The 23,567-nt window shown below is 66.1% G+C and carries 18 protein-coding genes; all 18 read left to right on the forward strand.

The annotated features are described in order from the left end of the window. The first annotated feature begins 34 nt into the window (after positions 1–34). The 18 genes from AC1C2N_RS13320 (at position 35) to rpsG (ending at position 23,499) form a co-directional block, all read left to right on the forward strand. A complete protein-coding gene (locus tag AC1C2N_RS13320; RefSeq protein WP_495434260.1) occupies positions 35–547 on the forward strand; it encodes a hypothetical protein in 513 nt (170 codons plus the stop codon). Next, positions 544–1,452 carry a hypothetical protein gene (locus AC1C2N_RS13325; protein WP_495434261.1) on the forward strand — a complete coding sequence of 303 codons (909 nt, stop codon included), beginning with the start codon at positions 544–546 and terminating at the stop codon, positions 1,450–1,452. The genes AC1C2N_RS13320 and AC1C2N_RS13325 overlap by 4 nt, the downstream gene beginning before the upstream one ends. 1 nt (position 1,453) lies before the next feature. Beyond that, entirely contained in the window at positions 1,454–3,043 is a 1,590-nt protein-coding gene (locus AC1C2N_RS13330) for a hypothetical protein (protein ID WP_495434262.1), read from the forward strand. Then, positions 3,040–3,582, forward strand: coding sequence for a hypothetical protein (locus AC1C2N_RS13335; RefSeq protein ID WP_495434263.1), 543 nt, complete (start codon positions 3,040–3,042; stop codon positions 3,580–3,582). Before AC1C2N_RS13330 ends, AC1C2N_RS13335 begins: the two co-directional genes overlap by 4 nt. A 97-nt stretch (positions 3,583–3,679) precedes the next feature. Beyond that, the gene (locus AC1C2N_RS13340; RefSeq protein ID WP_495434264.1) at positions 3,680–4,513 is read left to right on the forward strand and encodes a PP2C family protein-serine/threonine phosphatase; all 834 of its coding nucleotides are present in this window, start codon (positions 3,680–3,682) and stop codon (positions 4,511–4,513) included. A 7-nt stretch (positions 4,514–4,520) separates the two neighbouring features. Further along, the gene (locus tag AC1C2N_RS13345) at positions 4,521–5,855 is read left to right on the forward strand and encodes an FHA domain-containing protein (RefSeq protein WP_495434265.1); all 1,335 of its coding nucleotides are present in this window, start codon (positions 4,521–4,523) and stop codon (positions 5,853–5,855) included. Between the two features lies 1 nt (position 5,856). Next, the gene (locus AC1C2N_RS13350; RefSeq protein ID WP_495434266.1) at positions 5,857–7,506 is read left to right on the forward strand and encodes a protein kinase domain-containing protein; all 1,650 of its coding nucleotides are present in this window, start codon (positions 5,857–5,859) and stop codon (positions 7,504–7,506) included. After that, positions 7,494–8,306 (forward strand): hypothetical protein, encoded by an 813-nt coding sequence (locus AC1C2N_RS13355; RefSeq protein ID WP_483404895.1) that lies wholly within the window; start codon positions 7,494–7,496, stop codon positions 8,304–8,306. Before AC1C2N_RS13350 ends, AC1C2N_RS13355 begins: the two co-directional genes overlap by 13 nt. Positions 8,307–8,445: 139 nt before the next feature. Then, positions 8,446–13,680: an Ig-like domain-containing protein gene (locus tag AC1C2N_RS13360; RefSeq protein ID WP_495434267.1), complete on the forward strand. Its 5,235-nt coding sequence runs from the start codon at positions 8,446–8,448 to the stop codon at positions 13,678–13,680. 23 nt (positions 13,681–13,703) lie between these two features. Then, positions 13,704–14,672, forward strand: a complete 969-nt coding sequence (locus AC1C2N_RS13365; RefSeq protein WP_483404893.1) for an AAA family ATPase — start codon at positions 13,704–13,706, stop codon at positions 14,670–14,672. A 14-nt stretch (positions 14,673–14,686) separates the two neighbouring features. Further along, on the forward strand, positions 14,687–16,054 hold the full coding sequence (locus AC1C2N_RS13370; protein WP_483404892.1) for a DUF58 domain-containing protein: 1,368 nt from the start codon (positions 14,687–14,689) through the stop codon (positions 16,052–16,054). Continuing rightward, the gene (locus tag AC1C2N_RS13375) at positions 16,051–18,654 is read left to right on the forward strand and encodes a transglutaminase TgpA family protein (RefSeq protein WP_483404891.1); all 2,604 of its coding nucleotides are present in this window, start codon (positions 16,051–16,053) and stop codon (positions 18,652–18,654) included. The genes AC1C2N_RS13370 and AC1C2N_RS13375 overlap by 4 nt, the downstream gene beginning before the upstream one ends. Continuing rightward, on the forward strand, positions 18,651–19,376 hold the full coding sequence (locus tag AC1C2N_RS13380) for an FHA domain-containing protein (RefSeq protein WP_495434268.1): 726 nt from the start codon (positions 18,651–18,653) through the stop codon (positions 19,374–19,376). The genes AC1C2N_RS13375 and AC1C2N_RS13380 overlap by 4 nt, the downstream gene beginning before the upstream one ends. Before the next feature lie 6 nt (positions 19,377–19,382). Next, a complete protein-coding gene (locus tag AC1C2N_RS13385; RefSeq protein WP_495434269.1) occupies positions 19,383–19,919 on the forward strand; it encodes a DUF6121 family protein in 537 nt (178 codons plus the stop codon). An 18-nt stretch (positions 19,920–19,937) separates the two neighbouring features. Then, complete coding sequence (locus AC1C2N_RS13390) at positions 19,938–20,576, forward strand: spermidine/putrescine ABC transporter substrate-binding protein (RefSeq protein ID WP_483404888.1); 639 nt, start codon at positions 19,938–19,940, stop codon at positions 20,574–20,576. Between the two features lie 163 nt (positions 20,577–20,739). Next, positions 20,740–22,254, forward strand: a complete 1,515-nt coding sequence (locus AC1C2N_RS13395; protein WP_495434270.1) for a zinc ribbon domain-containing protein — start codon at positions 20,740–20,742, stop codon at positions 22,252–22,254. Positions 22,255–22,654: 400 nt separating this feature from the next. Beyond that, a complete protein-coding gene (gene rpsL / locus AC1C2N_RS13400) occupies positions 22,655–23,029 on the forward strand; it encodes a 30S ribosomal protein S12 (protein ID WP_108391783.1) in 375 nt (124 codons plus the stop codon). Beyond that, a complete protein-coding gene (gene rpsG, locus AC1C2N_RS13405) occupies positions 23,029–23,499 on the forward strand; it encodes a 30S ribosomal protein S7 (RefSeq protein ID WP_108391782.1) in 471 nt (156 codons plus the stop codon). The genes rpsL and rpsG overlap by 1 nt, the downstream gene beginning before the upstream one ends. The last annotated feature ends 68 nt before the right edge of the window (positions 23,500–23,567 follow it).

A 23,567-nucleotide genomic window follows, 5' to 3' on the forward strand; every position in this document is an offset into this window, starting at 1 on the left:
GCTCCTAGGGTGAGTCACGTGACCAACTCCCCGCGTGACCTCCGGCGCCACCGTGTACGGCAACACTGAGCAGATTCGACACCGCGCCAGTGACCTGCGCGGTGTCGCCACCAGCCTGAGGGACCAGGCGACGATGATGCTCAGTGCCGCCGACGCCGACTGGGTGTCCACGGCCGCCGCGAAGTACGCCGAAGAGGCTCGACAGAAAGCCGTGAAGCTGGGCACCCTCGCCGATGACGCGGACGCTGCAGCCCAGGCGCTCGAGGACCATGCAGCATCCGTTGACGCGATCAAGAAGTCCATCAGCGAAGCCGCCGATTGGCTCACCGACCGCTGGAACGACGCGAGCAACCTCGTGAGCAACGCCGTGGAGACGCTCAAGGACGGAGCGGGCAAAGTGTTCGAATTCTTCGGCCGCGAGGTGCCGGACGCTCTGGTCGGCAAAGCCAGGGACCTCGTCAGCGGTGTTCCGCGGCTACCGGAACCCGGTTCGGTCGAGTGGCTCGACGCCGCCGCCCTCACCAGACGAAACGGATGGGCAGAATGAGCGCACCTGCAACCGAGGCGCGACGCACCCGCATCCTCCTCTCCGCCGATGAATGGCACCTGCTCACCTCCCGCCTCGATGCGGTTCAGGTACCGGTCGAGTTCCTGTCGGAATGGGACGAGACTGTGTCGCCGGCTGAACAAGAGAGCCGTGAAGCGGCAGCGCTTCACGCACTACAGCAACGAAAGCTCGTCGCGCCTCAGGCGGACGTGAAGGACACCGACCTCACCGAATTCCTGCACCCCGCCCTCGGAGCAGTGCTCTCCCTCCCGCAGGTTGCGTCAACCGTGATCGACATCGCCGCGTGGGGCCCATCCCGAAGTGTTCTGCAGTCGCTGTCGGTCGCGGGTACCTTCTGCCTCGGCCTCGCGCGAACCCAGCGGGTTCAGGACCAGGACGAGACAACGGATGCCGCGAACCGGGTGCGTGACGAGAATTCCGTCGAGATCACCGCCTGCGGAACAGTCGACCTCATCGACGAGGCTCTTCGGTCGCTCGATCTCGCCGATGATCGATCCTCAACCGGGTCAGCGCCAGTGAGCTCGGTATCGCTCTCGGACGCGTCCGCCCTTGTGCTCGCGATCCGGACCGGTGACACCGCCGTCATCGACGAAGCTTTTCGCCGGGTCGGACTGGATGAACACAACACGGGATTCGCGGCGATGGCTGCCACCATCACCGGTGGCCTCCTGCTGAGAATGCACGACACCCACACCGGGGAATCGTGGGCGCCCGCCTGGTTCCACTCCGACTCCGGCTGGATCCGGCTCGGTATCGATACCGGCAGCGAGGAAGCAACCGCCCAGGTGCTCACCGAGAACGGGCGGGTGAGCTGTCGACCGGTGTCGCGAACGGCGATCACCGCCGACGTGACCGCGACACTCCTGACGCGGTTGGGGTACTGAGATGGGCGACATCACGGTCTCCGGCGGTGTCGGCGGTGTCGGCGCCAACCTCGAAGATATGCGGACGCAAGCCGCGAAGCTCCGGCAGCTTGGCGGCCTCCTGGTCGATCAGGGCATCGATTCAGGCCGGGTTCTGCTCGACGGTGACTACCTGGAGTCAGTGATCCTTTCACCGATCACAGCGGCGACGGTCGTCACGAAGGTGGGAGTCGTCACGGGAGGAATCGCTCTTCTCGCGACAGAGATCACCGTTATCGGAATCTTCCTCGATGGTGCTGTGATCGCCTACGAACTCGTCGACTCCACACTGGCAGCGCTCGCCGAGGATCTCGCGAACGCCGCGACCTTCACCGCCGGGGTGTTCGCCGTTCCGCTCGTGATCATCACCGCGGCCGGAGCCGTGATCTTCGCCGGGGCGGCAGGCGTTGACGCGTTCCTCGACGAATCAGCCAGTGCCCTCGTCGCGGGGCTTGCGGGTACGGCTGCACTTCTTCGGAAGAACCCCTGGCTTGCGGCTGACCCGTCAGCGCTTCTGCGCGCGCTGGCCCTGCAGAGTGCAGCGAATTTCTCCGGTGACGACGTCGCGGCCGATTTCGCCGACACCATGACCGACGCACTGCAGGACCTCAACGAGCTCGCGGGAGATCAGAGCTGGTTCGTCGATGTGATCGCAAACGGCGCGCCAGGACTACTGATCGGACTCACGTTCCCTCTCGCGGCCACGATGGGTCCGGCTCGGGCGAATCGCCTGCTGTCGTCGCTCACCGGAGGTCCGTGGCCGCCTCAATCGTACGAGGAAGCCGTTCGCGCCATCCTCGGCGGCGGGCAGAAGTTCGGACAGTTCGACGACGGCACAGTGACCATGTTCGACCCGGGAACCCCGGGCTCGGCCACCGCTCCCACGAGCATCCAGGATCTCATGCACTCGTCCGACGACATCGATACACGGGATGGCGGCGACACCTACGCGCGAATCCGCATTGTGGACGCGGGCGGCGAACCTCCGCACTGGATCGTGCAAATTCCGAGCACCCAGGCCTGGTCGCCAGAAGCCGGGTCTACTCCCAATGATGTGACGAGCGATCTGCACGCGATGGCGGGCAACCCGACGGCGCTCGCCGAAGCCGTGAAGAACGCCATGGCCGAAGCGGGGATCGCCCCGAACGACCCGGTAATGCTCGAAGGATTCAGCCTCGGCGGCATCACGGCGGGAATGATGGCGGCAGACGACTCCCTCGGGTACAACGTGACCCACGTGGTGACCGCGGGGTCTCCGATCGCCCGGTTCCCGATTGATTCCGACATCCAGGTGCTGTCGCTCGAGCATTCCGAAGACCCCGTTGCGCGGCTCGACGGGCGCGGCAACCCCGTTGGCTCAAACTGGACAACCGTACAAACCGATGCGCCACGGCTGAACGGCGAGGACGCTGATCCCGGAATCGCTGCCGCACACAACGCCGCTCGCTACGCTGAGACAGCCGCCGCCGCCGGCGAACAGGGCGATCCCAGCTACGACCACTTCGTCGACTCCGCGTCGCAGTTCCTGAACCCTGACGGCACTGTCACCGATTACGGAGCGCAACGTCCATGACCCCTCGATCTCGTCCGGCCCGCAGCGTCCTCAAGGGCATCACAGCATTGAGCGTTGCTGGCCTGCTCAGCGCATGCTCGTTGGGGGACGGTGGGGCACAGGCATCCGATCCGTCGCGTCCCGGGCGATCCGCCAGTGATGCCACCCAGGCCGTGTCTGAGCTGCCGGGAATCACGTCGGCCGAGATCGCCACATCGACCGACGGTACCCCGAACCAGGTGCTGCTGCTAGCGAGGGTGTCGGCAGAAACCGGTTACCCCGCCAGCCCCTCAGAGCTTTTCGATCACGTGGTCAGGCAGGCCTGGTCTGCGACGGAAAGGAAACCCACAACCACGCTTCGGGTCGAGCTGAGCATCGAGGGGCAGGACCTGGACCTCGAAGCTCTCGCAAAGGACGTCGGGCTTACCGGGTTCGTCGACCCGGACAACACGTACGACACGAGCGTGCACATCCAGATCGAGGACGTTGCGTCCGTATACGGTAAGTGGCCTGGGCCTGTTCCGTCGGCGCCGGCCTCCCTCACCGGGTCGGGTGGATGATGCCTTTCGGCTGCCGCAGCGGCGCCGTTCCGCTGGTGACAGACGGGGACAACTCCCCATCGATCAGGCCCTGTCCAGTCCATAGAATTGCATGAATATGTCTGCCCACGTTGAAACCATCACCACTCCGCGCTCGATTGTGACGGTGACCGTCACCGGCCGGAGTGAAACCGGACACGTCCGGGAGCACAACGAAGACAGCCTGATCGCGGAAGCGCCGATCTTCGCCGTCGCCGACGGGATGGGGGGACACACCCGCGGGGATCTTGCGAGCCAGGCGATGGTGCACCAGCTGTCGCACAGCATCCGCCGCGGGGAACCGACATCGCCCGAGGCCGTCTTCACGGCGATCACCGCCGCAAATTCCCTCATTTCATCGTGGGCCGAGAGTTCGGGAATCGCGGGAACCACCGTGGCGGGACTCGCGCTCGTGTCGCTCTCGAGCCAGGCGGACTGCCACTGGATGGCGTTCAACATCGGCGACTCCCGGGTGTACCTGTGGGACGACCACCAGCTGCGCCAGGTCACCGTCGATCATTCAGCGATCCAGGAACTCATCGACGCGGGAGACATCACACCGGTTGAGGCGCTGACTCACCCCGAACGCAATGTCGTCACCCGAGCTGTCGGCGTCGAAACGGATGCCGACCCCGATGTCTGGCTGCTCCCGGCATCCGACCACCAGACGTTCCTGATCTGCTCTGACGGCCTCACTCGCGAGGTGTCCACCGAGCAGATCGAAGCTGTGCTGCGTTCCGGTGTCGACGATCCCGCTGACCGCCTGCTCCAACTTGCCCTCGACGCCGGTGCACACGACAACGTGACAATCCTGATCGTCGACTCGCGCAGCGTCGACACGACGCCACCGCGCCCGGGCTATCATGAAAATCGGTCGCTCGGATTCCTCGAGCAGACCCTGCCGAGGATCTGAGGGTGACATGACAGGGTATCTCTACGCCGACGCGCCGGAGCACGACTGGCTCGCCGTCGCGACGACCGGGCGCGTCCTCGTGGCCCAGGTCGCCCAGGATGCAGAGCGGATCGCCGAGGTCGCGTCGGCGATCGACCCCGCTGCATCCGTCCAGAACGTCCTGGAAATGCTCACCGCCAAGGGACTGTCCAACGTCGGTCCGTTCGCCCTCGTGTTCTGGGTAGACGGCGCAATGCGCAGCAAAGGTCTCGGCGTCATCGTGCGCGGGGGAGCGACGGTCAGCGTCGTCACCGACGACGGCACGGTCGTCGTCTCGTCACGTGGAGTCACCACGTGGACCGAGCAGGTCGTGGAGAACGCCGTCACCTTCACCGTCGACACCGGTGCCGGCTCGTCCGACGCGCCACTGCTCCCACTGACGCAGGGTGCGGCGTGGGTGTCGTCGATTCGGCTCGACAGCGACGCGAGCGAACTCGGTGATGAGCAGAAAACGGATGTTGCGACCGCCACGCCGTCACGGACCCCCCAGCACGCACAACCAGCACGCGAACCGGAACGCACACCAGAACCCGAATCGCGGTCACTCCCCGAGAGCACGGAAGAGACGCGCGTGTTCCACACCACGACCGGGGTGAAGCCCGACACTGAGGCCCCCGCCGCCCCGGCAAGCCAGGACGAACCTGACGGCTACGACTACCTCTTCGGGGCAACTGTCTTCCGCACTGTCGGTTCCGCTGCGGTCGAGCAGCCCGGCGATGAGGACGAGGGTCCCGACCGTCCCGCCGCAGCACCCGCCGAGCAACAGCCCGCAGCGGCATCGGCATCCCCGGCATCGGCATCCCGGGGATCGGCTTTCCCGGCGGCAGCTTCCTCCACGACACTCGGCGACCACGACGGCAACACCATGCTGGCCGCGGACATCCTCGAGGCTCGCAAGCGCACGCAGGCTCAGGGGGCACCGCAGGGGACACCGGTCTCGGCCAGCTCTCCGCAGCCGCCACAACCGACACACGCGTACGTCCTCGAACTGCCCGGCGGCGGAAGGCAGCCGCTGACGGCACCCGTGATTCTGGGCCGGGCGCCGAGCGTTTCGAACGTGCCGGCATCCGTTCTCCCGCACCTCGTCACCCTCACCGGCGACGACATCTCGCGCAGCCACCTCCGCGTTGCCGTCGAGGGTGGAACCGTCGTGGTGACCGACCTGCACTCGAGCAACGGCACCCACGTCATCGCCCCTGGCAAGCCGCCGCAGTTGCTTCGCGGGGGAGAGCCGACCCCGGTCATCATGGGGACGGTCATCGACCTCGGCAGCGACATCGTGCTGCGCATCTCGGAGGCATAGGGTGGCCCCTCGCCAGGTCGCCACTCCTCCGGAACTGCCCGGCCTCCGATATGTCCGGCCGCTCGGCGCCGGCGGATTCAGCGACGTCTACCTCTACGAGCAGGAACTTCCCAAGCGCCAGGTGGCCGTCAAGGTGCTCGCGTCCGACGAACTCACCGACGCGCTTCGGGCCGCTTTCATCGCCGAAGCGAACCTCATGGCCCAGCTCTCGGCGCACCCGTACATCGTCACGATCTACCACGCGGCGCTTGCGCCGGACGGACGCCCGTACTTCGTCATGGAGTACTGCTCAGGACCGAGCCTCGCGGAGCAGTACAAGCGGGCACGGTTCAGCGTCGCCGATGCGTTGCGCACCGGAGTTCGACTGTCGAGTGCCGTCGCGACGGCGCACGCCGCCGGCATCCTCCACCGGGACATCAAACCAGCGAACGTGCTGACCAACAACTACGGCTGGCCGGCCCTCACCGACTTCGGCATTTCGAGCGCCGTCGACACCGAACTGCCCGTCAATTCGACGACACGGGCAGCGATGAACGCCGAGCCCGGAGCGACGGCCGCCGGTTCCATCGGCATGTCGATCCCGTGGTCACCGCCAGAGATGTTCGATGACAACCCGCAGCCGGACGTGCGCAGCGACGTGTTCTCGCTCGCCGCAACGCTGTACACCCTGCTCGCCGGCCACACGCCGTTCGAAGTGCCAGGGCGGCCGAACGGCACCGTCGATCTCATCGGCCGGATCGAACGCGGCACCGTCACACCGATGGACCGTGACGACATCCCGCGCTCCCTGACCTCCATCCTCGCGAAGGGGATGTCGGTCCAGGCCGACGACCGTTTCTCCACCGCCGTCGACTTCGCACGGGCGCTGCAGCGCGTCGAGATGGAACTCTCGTACGCGCCGACCGCCATCGATGTCCCCAACCTCACGATTCTCGACCGTCCCGGCGACCGGCCCGAGGACTCCGAAGACAAGACGAGGATCCGCGGCGTCGCGACAGTGCACGCGCAGCCGGTGGCACCGGCCCGCCCGTCGGTATCGCCGCCCGCCCGCCCGCCCGTGTCGTCGCCGGTTCCGACCGGTGCAGATCCCACGGTCATCAGGCGGATGCCGTCGGTCCAGCCCCACGCGCCGGGCGCAGCTGCTCCGGCTGCGGGCGACGCAGCACCCGAGCACACGGTCGTCCGTGAGCGCGTCACGCCAACAGTCGAAGAGGCGCCGGCGCCCGCACCGAAACCACGTCGCCTCCTTCCGATCCTCGCCGGCGCCGGCGCGCTCGTCGTCGTCGCCGGTGGCATTCTCGCGGCCGTGGTGTTCGGCCCTGGCGCTGAGAACCCCAATGCCGCCCCCACCCCGACGGCGACATCCGACATCGTCACGGCGGGGGTTCCCCAGCCGCAACCCGTCTCGGTGTCGCCGGTCGGTGACGGCAGTTCGGTGACCTTCGCCTGGTCGAACCCCGAACCGGAAGACGGTGACACCTTCATCTGGCGCCGGATCGGTGGCGCAGCGGACGAGCAACCCAAAACGGCGAAGGAGCCGACAGTGACCATCGACTCGATCACCCCGGGAAGCCAGGTCTGCATCGAGATCGTCACCAGGCGAAGCTCCGGAAAAGTGTCCGGCGACCCATTGGAGATGTGCACACAGTGAAAGCTCCACGTATCGAGTTCTGCGGCGAGTGGTACGACATCACCCCCGGACAACCGTTCTTCGTCGGGAGGGAGTCCGACCTGATCATCGACGAGAACCCGTTCCTGCACCGCAGGTTCCTGTCGATCAGCGATGAGAACGGACTGTGGTGGCTGGCCAACGTCGGCAACCTGCTCTCCGCGACGGTCACGGACACGACGGGTCAGGTGCAGGCCTGGCTCGCCCCCGGCGCGAGGCTGCCGATCGTCTTCCCCGAGCTGACAGTGATGTTCAGCGCCGGATCGACGACATACGAGTTCACCGTTTACTCCGAGGTCGAGTACTTCGGCACGTCAGCGATGACCGCCATGGCGGCGGGCACAACGACGGTCGGGCCGGTGCACCTGACCAGCAGCCAGCGCCTTCTGATCGTCGCGCTGGCCGAAAATGTCTTGCGACAGGACTTCCCCGGCCGCGGTGAGATCCCGGCATCCGTCGACGCCGCCGCCCGACTCGGCTGGACCCAGACGGCATTCAACCGAAAACTCGACAACGTCTGCGACAAGCTCGACCGCATCGGCGTGAGGGGACTCCGCGGTGGTCGGGGCAAGCTCGCCACCGGGCGTCGTGCCCGCCTCGTCGAGTACGCCGTGTCGTCGCGGCTCGTCGACGCGAGTGACCTCGTGCTCCTCGACAGGGAAAAACTCGAACGCGCCGCAGTTCTTGCCGAAGCGAGCGGAACCAGTGCTACCCCAAAACTGGGGGGCGATGACCCTCTCGAGCCCGACGGGGACAGTCCCCGCGCGCTCACTCGGGCGTAGCTGCCCCGCGTTCATGCGAAAGCATGATCGGAGCGCTCACGCTGCGTGTTAGCGTTGCGTGAGTTTTCTCAGCACGACGATTTCTTCGCGTCGGCGAGGAGCCGCTCGACTGTGTCAAATCTGGGGGGACGAGAGCTTGTTGAAGTGGCTCAAGGGGCGGAAGGTCACGGCCTCCGTCGTCGCACTCTCCATCCTTGTTGCCGTCCCCGTCACCGTCGCCGTCCTGCACGAGGGATTCCCGGTCACCGACGTCGATCTGAGTGCACGGGATGTCTGGGTGACCAACGGCACCGAGCTCATGGCCGGTCGGCTCAACCGTCAGATTGAAGAGCTCAACGCCTCGGTCGCCACTGTTTCCAACGACATCGACGTGCTCCAGAACGGCGAGAACGTTCTGCTTCACGACCGCTCGGGCTCCACCGTCGAGCGCATTGACTCCGCCTTCACCACCCTCGTCCAGCGCGCGGATATGCCGCCGGGGGCCGAGCTGTCCCTCGGCGACACGAAGCTCTCCATCGTCGACCCGAAGTCCGGTGAGCTGTGGGTCACGAACACGGCGGGCGAACTGCGGTTCTCGACCGTCGACACCAAGCCGATCGCCAAGCTCGGCAAGAACGCAAAGTCGGTCGTGTCGAGCGATGGCACGGTCTTCGCCGTGTCGCCCGAGAAGAAGAAGCTCTACACCTACTCCAAGGGCGGGGGAGAGCCGACGGTCACCGCGCTGCCGAAGCTCGATGACTACCTCCTGACCGCTGCCGGTGAGCAGGCCGTCATCCTCGATCGTGACAAGAACCGAATACTGACGGATGCCGACAGCTCCATTTCGCTTCCCGACAAGGGCGTCAAGCTGCAGCAGGTGAGCGCGACCGGCGGTGAGGTCATCGTCGCGACCGGATCGTCCCTGCTCCGTGTGCGCCTCAACAACGACAAGCCGCAGACCATCAAGGCCGAGATCACCAACCCGGTGAAGAAGGCCAATGAGATCTCCTCGCCGGTCAACCTCAACGGGTGCGCGCACGGTGCATGGTCAGGCGCGAGCAAGTACCTCGCGGTGTGTGGAGACGCCTCACCCTCCCGTCAGGCGATCGAGCCGCTCGCCGAGGGCGCGACCCTCGAGTTCCGCGTGAACAAGAACGTCGTCGCCTTGAACAATCTGCAGACCGGCGATGTCTGGCTCGTCGACGCCAACATGCGGCTCGTGAAGAACTGGGAAGAGGTCACCCCGCCACAGGAGGACGACGGCGAGGAGGGCGACGAGAAAGCATCCACCCAGTCGTTCGAAGACACACTCGCCGACCGGACCGAGCAGAACCGCCCACCGATCGCGCGGGATGACGTCCTCGGGGCGCGTCCTGGCAAGAGCACGATCCTCCCCGTACTCGACAACGACACCGACCCCGACGGCGATGTCCTGACCATCGGCGCAAATCTCCAGGGGCTCGCACCGGAGTCAGGGCTCGTCGAGTTCATCGACGGCGGTCGCGCACTTCAGTTCACCCCCAACGCCGAGCAGTCCGCTGGCACGATCTCGTTCCGCTATTCGGTGTCTGACGGCCGCACCGGCGGCGTCGCCGAAGCAACGGTCAGTGTCACCATCATGCCGATGGAGACCAACTCGCCTCCCGTCGAACAGCGCAAGGGAGCGGTAAGCGTCGAGGTCGGGCAGTCCATCTCTTACAACCCGCTCATCGACTGGCGCGACCCGGACGGCGACGACATCTTCCTCCAGTCAGCGGTGTCCAACAACGGTGATCTCGTTCGGTTCTCCCACGAGGGCTTCGTCACCGTCACCCACACCTCAGCGCAGGAGGGCCCGCGAGACATCGTCTACGTCGTCTCTGACGGCTACGAGACGGCATCCGGAACCTTCACCGTCGACGTGAAACCGGCGGGCACCCTCGGGCCGATCGGCACGCCCGACCACGTGCAGACCTTCGTCGGCGAACCGGTCGAGGCGTACCCGCTCGACAACGACCTCTCGACGAACGGCTCCCAGCTCGCTCTCCTCGGTGCTGAGGCGCAGAGCGGCGGGTTGACCGTCACCGTCAAGCCCGACTCCAACTCGATGCAACTCGCGGCGGGCAACGCCGGTGTCTACTACGTTCAGTACACGCTTGGTGCCGGCGCAGCGACGAGCATCGGTATGCTCCGCGTCGATGTCCGGGACGCACCCACAGAGGTGCAGAAGCCGATCGCGGTACACGATACGGGCTACCTTCGCCCCAATGAGCCCACGTCCCTCAACGTGCTGACCAACGACGTATCGCCGAGCGGCAATGTCCTCGCCATCCGTTCGCTCGATATTCCCGACGAGTCGCGGGTGCTCTCCATCGAGGTGCTCAACTCCTCGGTGATCCGGGTGACCTCGTCGAGCGCCGTCACCGACCAGCTGCAGTTCAGCTACACGTTGTCCGACGGGAGTCACGAGGCATCAACGACGGTGTCGGTCGTGCCCGTCCCGCCCCTGACCAAACACCAGGCGCCGATCGCCGCCGATGACACGGTCACGGTCCGCGCCGGTGACATCGCGAGCGTTCCCGTGCTCGACAACGACGTTCACCCCGACAACGCGGTGATGACGCTCGCTCCCGACCTCGTCGAGCCCGCAACGGCCGGCCTCGCCTTTGTCGCCGACGGCAACGTGCGCTACCAGGCCCCGCGCGAGCCCGGTGTGTACTCGGCGGTGTACACGGTGACGGATGCCTTCAAGCAGCACGCGGTCGCGAGGGTCACCTTCAATGTCGTCGCTGAGAACAAGGACGACAATGACTCACCAGCGCCCAAGACACTGACCGCCCGGGTCTTTGCCGACTCGTCCGTCGAGGTCAACGTGCCGCTGGATGGACTCGACCCGAATGGTGACTCGCTCGTCTTCGACGGGCTGGCCAGTTCGCCAGCGCTCGGAAGTGTGACCGACTCCACCAGCACGACGTTCGTCTACACCGCAGCGCCAGGCTCGAGCGGCACCGACGTCTTCTCCTACACGCTCAAGGACACCTACGGGGCGACCGCGATCGGGACCGTGCGCATCGGCGTCATCCAGCGGCCTGTGCAGGACTCTCCACCCATCGCCGTCGACGACACCATCGAGGTGCAGCCGGGCCGGGTCGCGACCGTTCCGGTGCTCGCCAATGACTCGGACCCCAACGGGTACGAGATCGAAGTGGTCAAGAAGCTCAAAGAGGTCCCCGAGGGCGTGACCGCGACCGTGTCGAAGAAGCAGTTCGTCGAGATCGAGGCACCGGAGGAGGAGACGACGCTCTCCATCCGTTACGAGATCACCAACAACAACGGAGGGTTCGATACGGCGTTCGTTCAGGTGCGGGTGACGAAGGATGCCACGATCGAACCGCCGACGCTCATCGACCACATCGTTGAGGCGGCCGACGTCGTCGGTCAGAAGACCGTCGATATCGATGTGCTGAAGAACGCCAACAACTCCGGCGGTCGCACCGAGGACCTCGAGGTGTCACTCGAGGGACCGAACGCTGCAAACGCGGAGAACCTCGGCGACGGGATGGTTCGCGTCACCCTCGTCGACAACCGGATGGCGATCACCTACCGCCTGACGAACACCGTCGACGCCCTCAGCTCCGCCGCGTTCATCGTTGTGCCTCCGTTCTCCGACGGCCTGCCGCCACGGATGAAGGATCTCCCGACCCAGTACGTCGACAAGAACGCGACCCGCACCTGGAAGCTCAGCGACATCGCTGAGTCGCCCACCGGCAAGAAGATCCGCATCACGGGAGCGAAAGCGGTCTCGAGCGCGAAGAGCAACGGCGCCCCGAACTTCGTTGACGACCAGACCCTGACCTTCACCCCGGCGCTCGACTACCGCGGGCCCGCGAACATCACATTCGAGGCCACGGACGGCTCGTCGACCGGCGTCGCGACGCTGGTTCTCCCCATCGTCGTTGGCGACCCCGAGATGAAGGACGAGCCGCCCACATTCACCCCGCCAGACATGACGATCGAAGCCAACGGCGAACCGGAGACCTTCGACCTCCGCGCGGCGAGCTTCCACCAGAATCCTGAGGTTCTCGCTGCCCTGACGTACTCAGGCCTCGGGGGCGCTGCTGGCGGAATCCAGGCGTCACTGAGCGGTTCCACCGTCACCGTGTCCGCACCGTTCGGCACGCCCACTGGAACGGCCACCACCCTGACGTTCCAGGTGAAATACCGCGAGTTCGTCATCGATGGCTCGATGAACGTCCGGGTCGTGGCCTCGAGTCGACCCATGCCGTCCACGGTCGACGACTCCGAACCGAACGGACGCAGCAGCAAGGCCGTCACCCTCAACGTCCTGGCCAACGACTACAACCCGTTCCCGGGCCAGGCGCTCACCATCACGTCGACGCAGCTCAATTCAGGCAACGCGACAGTGACCATCTCTGGCTCCAACCTGATCATCACGCCCGGTCCGGAGAAGAGCCAGCAGATCAGCGTGATCTACACGATCCAGGATGCGACGAAGGATGCCTCGAGGCAGGCCCAGGGGCGCGCAGACGTCATAGTCACGAGCGCCCCGGATGCGCCGGCCGCGCCGACGCTCGCGGCGAGCCCCAGGAAAATCACCGTGACGATTGAGCCATCGCCCTCGAACAACGGTGCGGAGATCACGTCGTACACGGTCACGCGCACCGGCGGCGGCGGCTCCGTTGTCCAGACGGGAAAGGCCGGCGCTCGGCTCAGCTTCGCGGGTGAGAACGGGACGCCATACGAATTCAGCGTGCGCGCGACCAATAAGGTCGGGGAGAGTGCGGCATCACCGACGCGATCGGCGACCTCATACGGCACACCGACGGCTCCGACCAATGTGACGATCAGCAATCCGAGCGGCGAGCCAGCGACGACCTCCCTGAGGGCGAACTGGGGTGTGCCGGACGATGACGGCGGCAGTATCACGGGCTACAACTGGAGATTCTCAAACGGGGCGGCCGGTTCGACCACGTCGAGGTCCGCGTCAATCACTGGCGTCGGTGCGGGTGACTACTCGGTAGAAGTTCAGGCCTGCGGTCAGTTCGAGTGTGGCCCATGGGCGAAGTCGGGTGCTGTTCACGTTTCCGATCCGCCACCACCGCCCCCGCCACCACCACCAGCGGAGCCGGAGGACAAGCGCACCCTCTCGCTCAAGAAGGGTCCGTCCGCGGGCGGTGGCAAGTTCTTCTATCACATCACCATGAGGAACTGGGCACCGAATACCACGTACAGCTGGAGCTGTTACGCGGGCGGCAGCTATTTCCGGACTTACGAGTTGACCACGAACGGTAACGGTGGCTTCGACGAGGCGCCGCAGTTGTGTTACTCGGGCTTCGAGGACACCAAGGTCAAGGTCGGCGACAAAGAATCGGGCTACGTGGACTTCCGTCCGTGAGCACAGACAGGAAAGCAGAAACAGTGAGTGTCACTTCAGAACAGGCCGTATGGTTCCAGGGCGCCTTTGACTCCCTCGTCGACAACGTAGGGCAGGCGATTCTCGGCAAGGAGGAGACGATCAAGCTGGTCATCGCCTCGATGCTGAGCGGTGGACACGTGCTGCTCGAGGACTTCCCCGGCACGGGAAAGACTGTGCTCGCGAAGGCGTTGGCGAACACCCTCGAGGGCACGAACTCTCGTATCCAGTTCACCCCTGACCTGCTCCCGTCGGACGTCACCGGCGTCACCATCTACAACCAGGCATCCAACAAGTTCGAGTTCCACAAGGGCCCGATCTTCGCCTCGGTCGTCCTCGCCGACGAGATCAACCGCGCGTCTCCGAAGACCCAGTCGGCACTGCTCGAGGTCATGGAGGAGGGCGTTGTCACCGTCGACGGTGAGAGCTACCCCGTCGGCAAGCCCTTCATGGTGATCGCTACCCAGAACCCGGTGGAGCAGGCAGGAACCTACAAGCTGCCTGAGGCACAGCTCGACCGGTTCCTCGTTAAAACCTCGCTCGGCTACCCGGACCGTGACACCGCCGTGAACCTCCTGCTCGACTCTGCCAACCGATCGCGCTCATCGTCGATTGCCCCGATCATCGGTGCGCCGTCACTGATCGCGATGGCGCAGCTGGCATCCGAAGTGCATGTCGACCGTTCGGTGATGGAATATGTCACAGACATCGTCCACGCGACGCGGTCGCACAAGGACGTGGCACTCGGTTCAAGCATGCGCGGAGGACTCGCGCTCGCCCGCATGATCAAGACCTGGGCGCTCGCGCACGGTCGCATGTACGCAACACCAGACGACGTTCACACGCTCGCGGTGCCTGTGCTCGCACACCGCCTCATCGTCGATGCTGAGAGCGAGTTCGCCGGCGTGAAGGCCGAGGACATCGTCTCCGGCATCCTCGTCGACCTGCCTGTTCCCGCCTACCGCGCAGCGTAGGCGCACTTCTCCCCATGACGACGAGCCTCGACGCACCTCCGGTCGCACCGGCGCACGCACCGGCACCTGACGTGGCCGGTGTCGAGGCGACCCCGGAATTCGTGCTGCCTCCGCAGAAGAAGAAACGGCTCAGCGCCCTCGCACCGGTCGCGGAATCCTTCCGAGCGGGCGCCGGCGCCGTCGGGCGTTTGATCGTGCGACTCGGGCGCGCGAGCTGGCGGCTGATCGCACCGTACCTCGAGGTCGTCTCGGGCCTCGGCGCGCTCGTGCTTCTCTCTGGTGTCGCTGCACTCGTCGCGGGAATCCTGCTCGGCTGGCCGGAGCTGACGTTCATCGGACTCACCCTTCTGGTCGCCGTTGTCGTCGCCCTGTTCTTCCTCATTGGGCGATCCAGCTACTCCATCGACATCGAACTCAACCCGCGCCGCGTGACCGTTGGTGACCGTGCCATCGGCCGTGTGCTCGTGACCAACGTTGGCAAACGTCCGTCGACCGCGACAACGCTCGAAGTGCCGGTGGGGGAGGGACTCGCCGAATTCGCCATCGGCGGTCTCCAGCCCGGCGAGGACACCGAGGAACTCTTCGCGGTGCCGACGAACCGCCGCGCCGTGATTCTCGCCGGTCCCGCGATCTCGGTGCGCGGCGACCAACTCGGACTTTTCCGCAGGGCTGTTCGGTGGACCGATCAGATCGAGTTGTTCGTGCACCCGGTGACCACACGGCTGCACCCGACAGCAGCCGGATTGGTCCGCGACCTCGAGGGCCAGGTCACCAAGAAGATCACGAACAACGACATTTCGTTCCACGCGCTGCGCGCCTACGTCACCGGCGACGACGTCCGCTACGTGCACTGGCGTACCTCCGCCCGCACGGGGCAGCTTATGGTGCGGCAATTCGAAGAATCGCGGCGCAGCCAGCTGACCATCATCACGTCGAGTGACACGCGCTATTACGCGAGCGACGACGAGTTCGAACTCGCGGTGTCGGTGACGGCATCCATTGGCTCACAGGTGATCCGCGACGGCACGCAGATCAGCGTTGTGACGGAAGACCGGATCCTGAAGACGCACTCCGTGACGTCGCTGCTCGACGACACGTGCCGGATCGAGTCGATCGCCGGTTCGACGGCATCCGCGAGGGACTTCGCCAGGGAAGCGACCAAGCGGCTCCCACCACCGAGCGTCGTCGTCATCGTCGCCGGGTCGCTCATGGACGCGACTGACTATCGTGCGATCCAGCGACTGTTCGGCGGCGAGACCAACGTTCTGGCGCTTCGGATTGAAACCGGCGCACGGGCAAGGATCCAGGATGTCGCTGGCCTCGCGATCATTACCATCGGCGCGCTCTCCGACCTGCCCCGAGTGATGGCGAGGGCAGTATGAGCGAGCCCATCGACGACAGGACGTCCCGGCCGGTGACGCCGCCGCCTGCTCCTGCCGGGGACACGGGTGGCAGGCCCGCCAAGGCGCCCAAAGCGTCCAAGCCGGGCAAAACGCCCAAGACAGGCAAAACGCCCAAGGCTGGCAAGGCCGCGACAGCTCCCCGCGAACCCAGGCCACCTCGCGCCCCCCGTCCACCGCTTCCCCGGGGAACCGTGACGAATGCGACGTGGCGCGACCTGGCCGTCGTCACCGTGCTGTCACTGATCGGCATCTGGGGATTCGCCCCGGCGTTCGGTGAACCCGGTTATCTCCTCGCCGGCTTCGGCGGTGTGCTGGTCGGAACGGGCGCCGGCTACCTCGCCCACCGATTCCGGCTCAACGCCTTCGTCACGGCACTCGCCGCCATCGTCGCCTACTTCGTCCTCGGCAGTGCCCTCGCGATGCCGGGATACGCGTTGTTCGGCGTGATCCCCACCCTCACAACGCTCCGCGGGCTCGCGCTCGGCGCCGTCTTCGGCTGGGCTGACATCGTCACCCTCGCCGCACCCGTCGGCGCACCCGACTACATCACAGTTCTGCCCTATGTCGCGGGCTGGCTCGTCGGACTGGTGTCCGCCGTGCTCGTGCTGCGGTGGATGCCGCGGCACGACCGCAGTCCCGGCAGGCTCGCCGTCCTCCTGACCGGCCCGATCGTGCTGTACGTCATGGGCACGCTCATCGGCACCCAGACACCGTTCCTCGCGAACGTTCGCGGCATCGCGTTCGCCGTGATCGCCCTCGTCTGGCTCGGCTGGCGAAAGGGCGCAGCACACAACGCAAGCCTCTCCGAACGCAAGGGACTGAACAAGAACAAGCTCATTGGCACGGCGATCATCGTCGTCGCAGCGACACTCGTCACCGGCCTCGCCGGATCGGCGCTCGTTCCCGCTCCCGAAGCGCGGTTCGTGCTGCGCGAGAAGGTCGTGCCGCCGTTCGACCCGCAGGATTACCCGAGCCCGCTGGCCGGATTCCGCAAGTACACGAAGGACCTCGGCGAGTCCGAGCTGCTCAAGGTCACGGGGCTCACTGCCGCGGACAAGGTCCGTCTCGCCGTCATGGACACCTACGACGGCAGGCTCTGGGACGTGGCCGGCCCCGAAGCCCAGACCGGCGGCTCCGGCTCGTTCAGTCTGGTCGGCGAGAGCATGCCCGAGGCGCCCCTGCTCGTCTCGGAGTCCTCGCGAACGGTCACGGTGTCGGTCGAGGCCTACTCCGGAGTCTGGCTGCCGATGGTGGGATACCCCACCCGGCTGACGCTCCCGACCGAGCCTGAAGACAAGACACAGGATCTCCGCTACAACGCCTCCACAGCCACGACGGTGCTGACCTCGGGGGTCGACAAGGGCTACAGCTACAGCTTCGACGCCGACATTCAGGATGCCTACTCAGACGAGGCGCTGGAAAACGTGCCGACCGCGAACGTCACACTGCCGGCGGTCGACCGCGTCCCCGACGTCGTTGCAGCGAAGGCGGCGGAGTACGTCGGAACGGCGACGGGCCCGATCGGCCAGCTGCGCGAGGTTGAGCGCCAGCTCAAGGTCAACGGGTTCCTCAGCCACGGCCTGGCATCCGACGCCGTCCCCTCCCGCGCCGGGCACGGTGCTGACCGCATCGAGGAGCTGTTCACCCGCAACCAGATGATCGGCGACGAGGAACAGTTCGCGGCGGCATTCGCGCTCATGGCGCGGTCGCTCGGCTATCCCGCGCGCGTGGTGATGGGCTTCGCGCCCGAGAACGTCGAGGACGGTGCCGAGGTCACGATCACCGGTGAAGACATCACGGCGTGGGTTGAGGTGCCGTTCGACGGCGTTGGCTGGATCTCATTCCAGCCGACACCGGACGAGAAGGAAATCCCACAGGACCAGAACCCCAAGCCCAAGACCGAACCGCAGCCGCAGGTGCGGCAACCGCCCCGGGCCGAGAAGCAGGCCGAGGACCTCCTCACCAACGTCGACATCAACGACAGCGACGACGAGAAGAAGGACGATGACGCGTTCGAGCTTCCCGGCTGGCTCGTCGCCATCCTGTGGATCGTCGGCATCCCGCTCGTGCTCTACCTGGTTCCCCTCCTTCTGATCGCCCTGATCAAATCGAGGCGCAGGAAGAGGCGGCGTGAGGCCGCGACGGCCGACGCGCGTGCTGCGGGCGCGTGGGACGAAGCACTCGACAGCTTCACTGAGCTGGGCTTCAGCGTTCCGGCCGTGGGGACCCGCGGCATGCTTGCCAGGGACCTGACCGCACAGGTCGCCTCTGCGACCACGACCCAGGGCGACGCTACGGATGTCGCGGCGAGCCAGGGTGAGGACGCCGGCAGCGTTCTGACCCGTCTCGCGGACGGCGCCGACGAGGCCGTCTTCGCGGGAGTTGACGCGACCGACGAGCATGTGGACGAACTGTGGCAGGCGTCTGGCCAGTCGTCGCTCGCCGCCGCTGCCGCTGTAGGCTGGTGGCGCCGTCAACTCAGCAGGTTCCGCGTGAGTTCGAGGAAAACGGGCTCAGTGCGACCGGCGGCAGTTCAGGGCAGGCCGGGCAGACGCGCGAAGGGGGAGAACCAGAAATGACGAACGGTTCGGAACTCCCCGACCGGTGGAACGGCAATCCCATTCCGCCGAGGCCTCCTCTTCCGCCGATCGACGCCCCTCCCGTGTCCGAAGCCGGTATCCCTGTCGCGCCTCCGGCGCCTCCGGCGCCTCCCGCGCCCGGGGTGCCCGTGCCAGTGGTGCCGGCAGTGCCAGCGCCCGACGCCAGGAACGTCGCCCCCGGTGCGAGCGTTGGGGCAGAACCTGAGCCGGCCAAGTTCAAGATCGGCATGCCCCCCGGCATGAACTTCGACCCTGACACAGTGCCGTCCTCCGACTTCCCGGCCGTCGTTCCCGTCGCCAAGCCGGAGTTCCCTCCAGCACCGACACCACAGGCTGCCGCTCCCGGACCCAACCACGACGAAGAAGCTGGAACTTCCCCGAGTCTGGTGCTCCCCGACGGTACAGTCCTTCCGCTCGCCGGTGGCCTCGTCGTTGGCCGTGATCCGCTGCACCAGGCTTGGTACCCGGCCAGCGTCCTCGCCCGGCTCCACGACGTCGAGCGAAGCGTGTCGAAGACGCATGCGGCGCTCGGGCTCTCAGCGGACGGTGCCTGGGTCGTCGACCTGAACTCAACAAACGGGACATTCCTCGTCGCGGCGGACGGCAGCCTCACTCCGTGCATTCCGGAGGTTCCCACTCCACTGGCGCCCGGCGTCGACATCAGGTTCGGCGAGTACCGGGTCCGGGTGAGACTGGGCTGACCGGTGATGCCAGTTCCAGAGCCACCCGAAGACAGCAGACCGACGCCGTATTCGTACGTATTGTCCGTCTTCGCAACGTTCACGTACTTCGCGCTCGTCGTCTGCGCTTTCGGATTCATCAGCCTGCTGACTGACACCGAGGTCGTCGCCAGGCCCGACGCCGGACCCCTGGTCGGGCCTGCGGCGACCGCGGCGGCCGTCGCTGTTGTCCTCGTCGCCCTTCTCGGTGCTGCCCGGCAGTACGAGGCCGCCGTGCGGCGCTCGGCCGAAGCGTCAGTCGGTGACCCTGTGCGGGTTCCGCTGGGGCGCGCCGTCTCGACCGGGATCTTTGCCTGGGCGGCATACGTGCTCGTTGGCTCGATGCTCTACGCGGCAGCGGCCGATCAGCTGTTCGCCGGGATGCTGTTTGCTGCGGATGCGATCCTGCGGCTTTACGGAGTGGCGGTCGGCGTCCTCGCGGCTGTCGTCTACGTCGCCTTTGCCCTCATCCTGGCTGCCGGTGGTGCTCATCCGGCGCGCCCCCTGTGGCCGTGGGAGAAGTAGGGCGGTAACCTCTGAATCATGGATCGGTCGCTCGACACGAGGGTGAGTCAGGCGGTCGACGCGTGGCTCGAGTGGCTGCCACGATGGCGACCGTCGACCCACCGCGGGCGGACACGACTGTGCCGTCGCTGCTTCGGCTCTCCGGTCATGGCGGCCGTCGGACTCGACCGTGACGTTCCGCACACCGTCCAGCACGGCCTGTCGACCAGGATCAAGGCCATCGTCGACGAGGTCGTCGATGAGTACACGGAGCGTAATCTCCCGCTCCTCCAGCGGGAACTGAAGGCCGCTGAAGAGAGCAAGGCGCGGTCGTACCGGCCGGACCGCGGACTCGAGCCGGAGTACGACGGCCTTCCCGTCGACCCCGACCCGGTACCGGGGGAGCCATACCTGTTCACCCTCGCTGGTCTCGCCGGGCAGGAAGTGCCGGAACCTGAAGCGCTCCCCGCGCCCCTGTCTGAGGAAGAGAAGGCTGCGCTTCGCACAGAAATCCGGCTCGCAGACGAGTGTGCGATCCACGCCGGCAAGCTCGTCTGTCTGGCGATCGAGCCCCATCGCGAGCGGATTCTGGCGGCTGTCGCGCTCTATGTCGAGCCCCAGATCGAGGCTCTCCTCGCCGACCTGACGCTCGAGTTGGACTCGCCGCCCTCCTGGTGACACGGCCGGACGCGCGCCGTTGCGGTTCTCTCAACGCTCCCGTGGCATCCGCCCCGCGAACTCTGTGCGTGACCCCCCTGAAGATGGGGACTTGTGCCCAACGTACCGAGCACGCCCCGTCGATAGGCTTGCGCTGCAGTCGCACGCCATCAATCGGGGAGACATGACAAACGACAACACAGGACAGCAGAATCCGTGGGGCCAGCCCGCTGAGCCGAACCCGTGGGGACAGCCGCAGGCCCCGCAGCCCGGTCAGCAGCCAGCCCAGCCCCATGGGGAGCAGCCGACCCAGCCGCACGCAGGGCAGCAGTCGTCGTACCCGCCGCACGCAGGGCAGCAGCAGCCGTACCCGGCCCAGCAGCCCCCGCAGCAGTTCTCGCAGCAGTTCTCGACCCCGGCCGCTCCCGCACTGCCGGTGCAGCAGCCAGCTCCGCAGCCTGCCTCTCCGCAGCAGCCAGCTCCGCAGCAGCCAACTCCGCAGCCTGGCTCTCCGCAGTTTGGCCAGCAGGGCCAGCCCACGCCGCGCATCGATGACCGAGGCCCGGCGGCTTACCCTCAGCAGGCACCGATCACTGGTGGCCCGACCGGTCAGCCAGCCGGCGGAGCGGGGTACCCCCCACAGCCCCCGACCGCTGCATACCCCGCCGGCGCCCCGTCAAATCCAGCGGTTCCGAGGAAAAAGAAGAGCCTCGTGCCGTGGATCGCGGGAGGCACGGCTGTCGTCCTCCTCGGGGTCGGCGGCATCGTGGCATTCAATGTCGGGGCATCGGCCCACGCACCCGAACTCGAGGTGAAGGCCTATCTCGACGCGCTCAAGACGGGCGACGTGGCTGGTGCGTTCGAGGTGTCAGACACCAAGGTCGAGAAGACCGATCTTCTGCTCACCAAGAAGGCGTACGCCGAAGCCGACGACCGCATCACCAGGTACACGCTCGGCGAGGTCGCTGTCGAGGGCGACACCGCCACTGTGACGGCGAGCATCACCCAGGCCGGCGAGAAGTACGACCAGGAATTCACGCTGGTCAAGCAGGGCAAGGACGCCGTTTTCTTCGACAACTGGCAGCTCGAGTCCCCGCCGCTCTCGAGCATCGCGGTCGGTATCAACGCACCGGACGACGCGGTCGTCGAGGTCGCAGGGGTCGACGTCTCCGAACTGAAAAAGGATGACGGTGTCTACACGCTTCGCGCGCTCCCCGGCACGTACCCGGTCGCTCTGGGCGGGGACAACGCCTGGTACAGCGCAGAGGACCTGCAGGCATCCGTCGTCGGGTTCGGCGTTGAAGCAGACGCCGCCGAGGCGCCGACGCTCGAGATCGCGCTGACCGAAGAGGGGACGACAGCAGCCACGGACGCTGTCAACGCGTGGCTTGACGCATGCGTCGCCTCGAAGGAGCTTGCCCCGACCGGGTGCCCGTTCTGGGCGACGAATTCGGAGGGATACGAACTCTCGAACTTCACGTGGACGGTGACCAGGCCAGCGTTCTCCATTGGTGAATTCGCCGATGGCACCTGGCCTGTCTCCACCGACACCGACGGCAGTGCCCAGGCCGGCGCTGACGCGAGGGACCCGTTGTCCGGCGCAACCGGGCGGATCGCAACCGAGACCTTCCCCTTCGACGTCGACGGCTACGTCGAGGCGTTCGGCGAGGACGGACCCACATTCGTCTACGTGCCCTAGATCTGCCTGCCTGAGTGCATCCCGCGCAGCCCGCTGCGCCCCCGAATCGGCCACGACCGCAGTTGCCGAACTGTGGCCGTGGCCGGTTCGTGCGTGGCGCGCCGCCGGCGCGCTCGAGGCCCCGGCGGGGGAGGCCGTTCGCTTGACCGGGGAGCTACCCCCGGGTAGTATTTAGGGGTGTGCGCTTTGTCGCGCTCTTAACTCGAGCCCGAAACGGTCCGCTTGAGGTCAGGCAACTCTCACACACTGGGTCGGATTGCCATAAGCGCCGGCTCCCACGGCATACCCACCACACCAAAAGCAGCGCTCCTCTGCGCTGCCGGTGGGTCCATTGAACTCGCCTCGCGCGAATGCTAGCAACATTGCCGCTGTCACCGTGCAGCACAAACAAGGAGAAGTAGTGCCAACTATTCAGCAGTTGGTCCGTAAGGGTCGCACGCCGAAGGTCACCAAGACCAAGGCTCCCGCTCTTAAGGCCAACCCCCAGCAGCGTGGCGTTTGCACCCGTGTGTACACCACAACCCCGAAGAAGCCGAACTCGGCGATGCGCAAGGTCGCTCGTGTGAAGCTCTCCAACGGCACCGAGGTCACCGCCTACATCCCAGGTGAAGGCCACAACCTCCAGGAGCACTCGATGGTCCTGGTTCGTGGTGGACGTGTGAAGGACCTTCCTGGTGTCCGTTACAAGATCATCCGTGGCGCACTTGACACGCAGGCCGTGAAGAACCGCAAGCAGGCTCGCAGCCGCTACGGCGCAAAGATGGAGAAGAAGTAATGCCTCGTAAGGGACCAGCACCAAAGCGCCCCGTCGTCGCAGACCCCGTCTACGGCGCACCGATCGTCAGCCAGCTCGTCAACAAGATTCTTGTTGACGGCAAGAAGGGCCTCGCAGAGCGCATTGTTTACACCGCGCTCGAAGGCGTTTCGGCAAAGAACGGCCAGGACGCCGTCGTCACACTGAAGAAGGCGCTCGACAACGTTCGTCCGACCCTCGAGGTCCGGTCACGCCGTGTCGGTGGATCGACCTATCAGGTGCCGATCGAAGTCAAGCCGCACCGCGCAAACACCCTCGCTCTCCGCTGGCTCACCAGCTACGCAAAGGGTCGTCGCGAAAAGACAATGACAGAGCGTCTCATGAACGAGATTCTCGACGCATCAAACGGCCTCGGTGCCGCGGTCAAGCGCCGCGAAGACACGCACAAGATGGCCGAGTCGAACAAGGCATTCGCTCACTACCGCTGGTAGTAGCGGCAGGATGCCCCGGCACCTGTGCCGGGGCATCCGCCCGCCTGTTCACCCTCATCTCACCAAAC

It is taken from the genome of Mycetocola sp. Y791 (genome assembly GCF_059445325.1).

Coding starts and splice junctions, on each gene's coding strand:
- AC1C2N_RS13370 (WP_483404892.1), top strand. CDS start 14,687: ATGACGACGAGCCTCGACGCACCTCCGGTCGCACCGGCGCACGCACCG.
- AC1C2N_RS13390 (WP_483404888.1), top strand. CDS start 19,938: ATGGATCGGTCGCTCGACACGAGGGTGAGTCAGGCGGTCGACGCGTGG.
- AC1C2N_RS13380 (WP_495434268.1), top strand. CDS start 18,651: ATGACGAACGGTTCGGAACTCCCCGACCGGTGGAACGGCAATCCCATT.
- AC1C2N_RS13340 (WP_495434264.1), top strand. CDS start 3,680: ATGTCTGCCCACGTTGAAACCATCACCACTCCGCGCTCGATTGTGACG.
- AC1C2N_RS13335 (WP_495434263.1), top strand. CDS start 3,040: ATGACCCCTCGATCTCGTCCGGCCCGCAGCGTCCTCAAGGGCATCACA.
- AC1C2N_RS13330 (WP_495434262.1), top strand. CDS start 1,454: ATGGGCGACATCACGGTCTCCGGCGGTGTCGGCGGTGTCGGCGCCAAC.
- AC1C2N_RS13385 (WP_495434269.1), top strand. CDS start 19,383: ATGCCAGTTCCAGAGCCACCCGAAGACAGCAGACCGACGCCGTATTCG.
- AC1C2N_RS13395 (WP_495434270.1), top strand. CDS start 20,740: ATGACAAACGACAACACAGGACAGCAGAATCCGTGGGGCCAGCCCGCT.
- AC1C2N_RS13325 (WP_495434261.1), top strand. CDS start 544: ATGAGCGCACCTGCAACCGAGGCGCGACGCACCCGCATCCTCCTCTCC.
- rpsG (WP_108391782.1), top strand. CDS start 23,029: ATGCCTCGTAAGGGACCAGCACCAAAGCGCCCCGTCGTCGCAGACCCC.
- AC1C2N_RS13375 (WP_483404891.1), top strand. CDS start 16,051: ATGAGCGAGCCCATCGACGACAGGACGTCCCGGCCGGTGACGCCGCCG.
- AC1C2N_RS13345 (WP_495434265.1), top strand. CDS start 4,521: ATGACAGGGTATCTCTACGCCGACGCGCCGGAGCACGACTGGCTCGCC.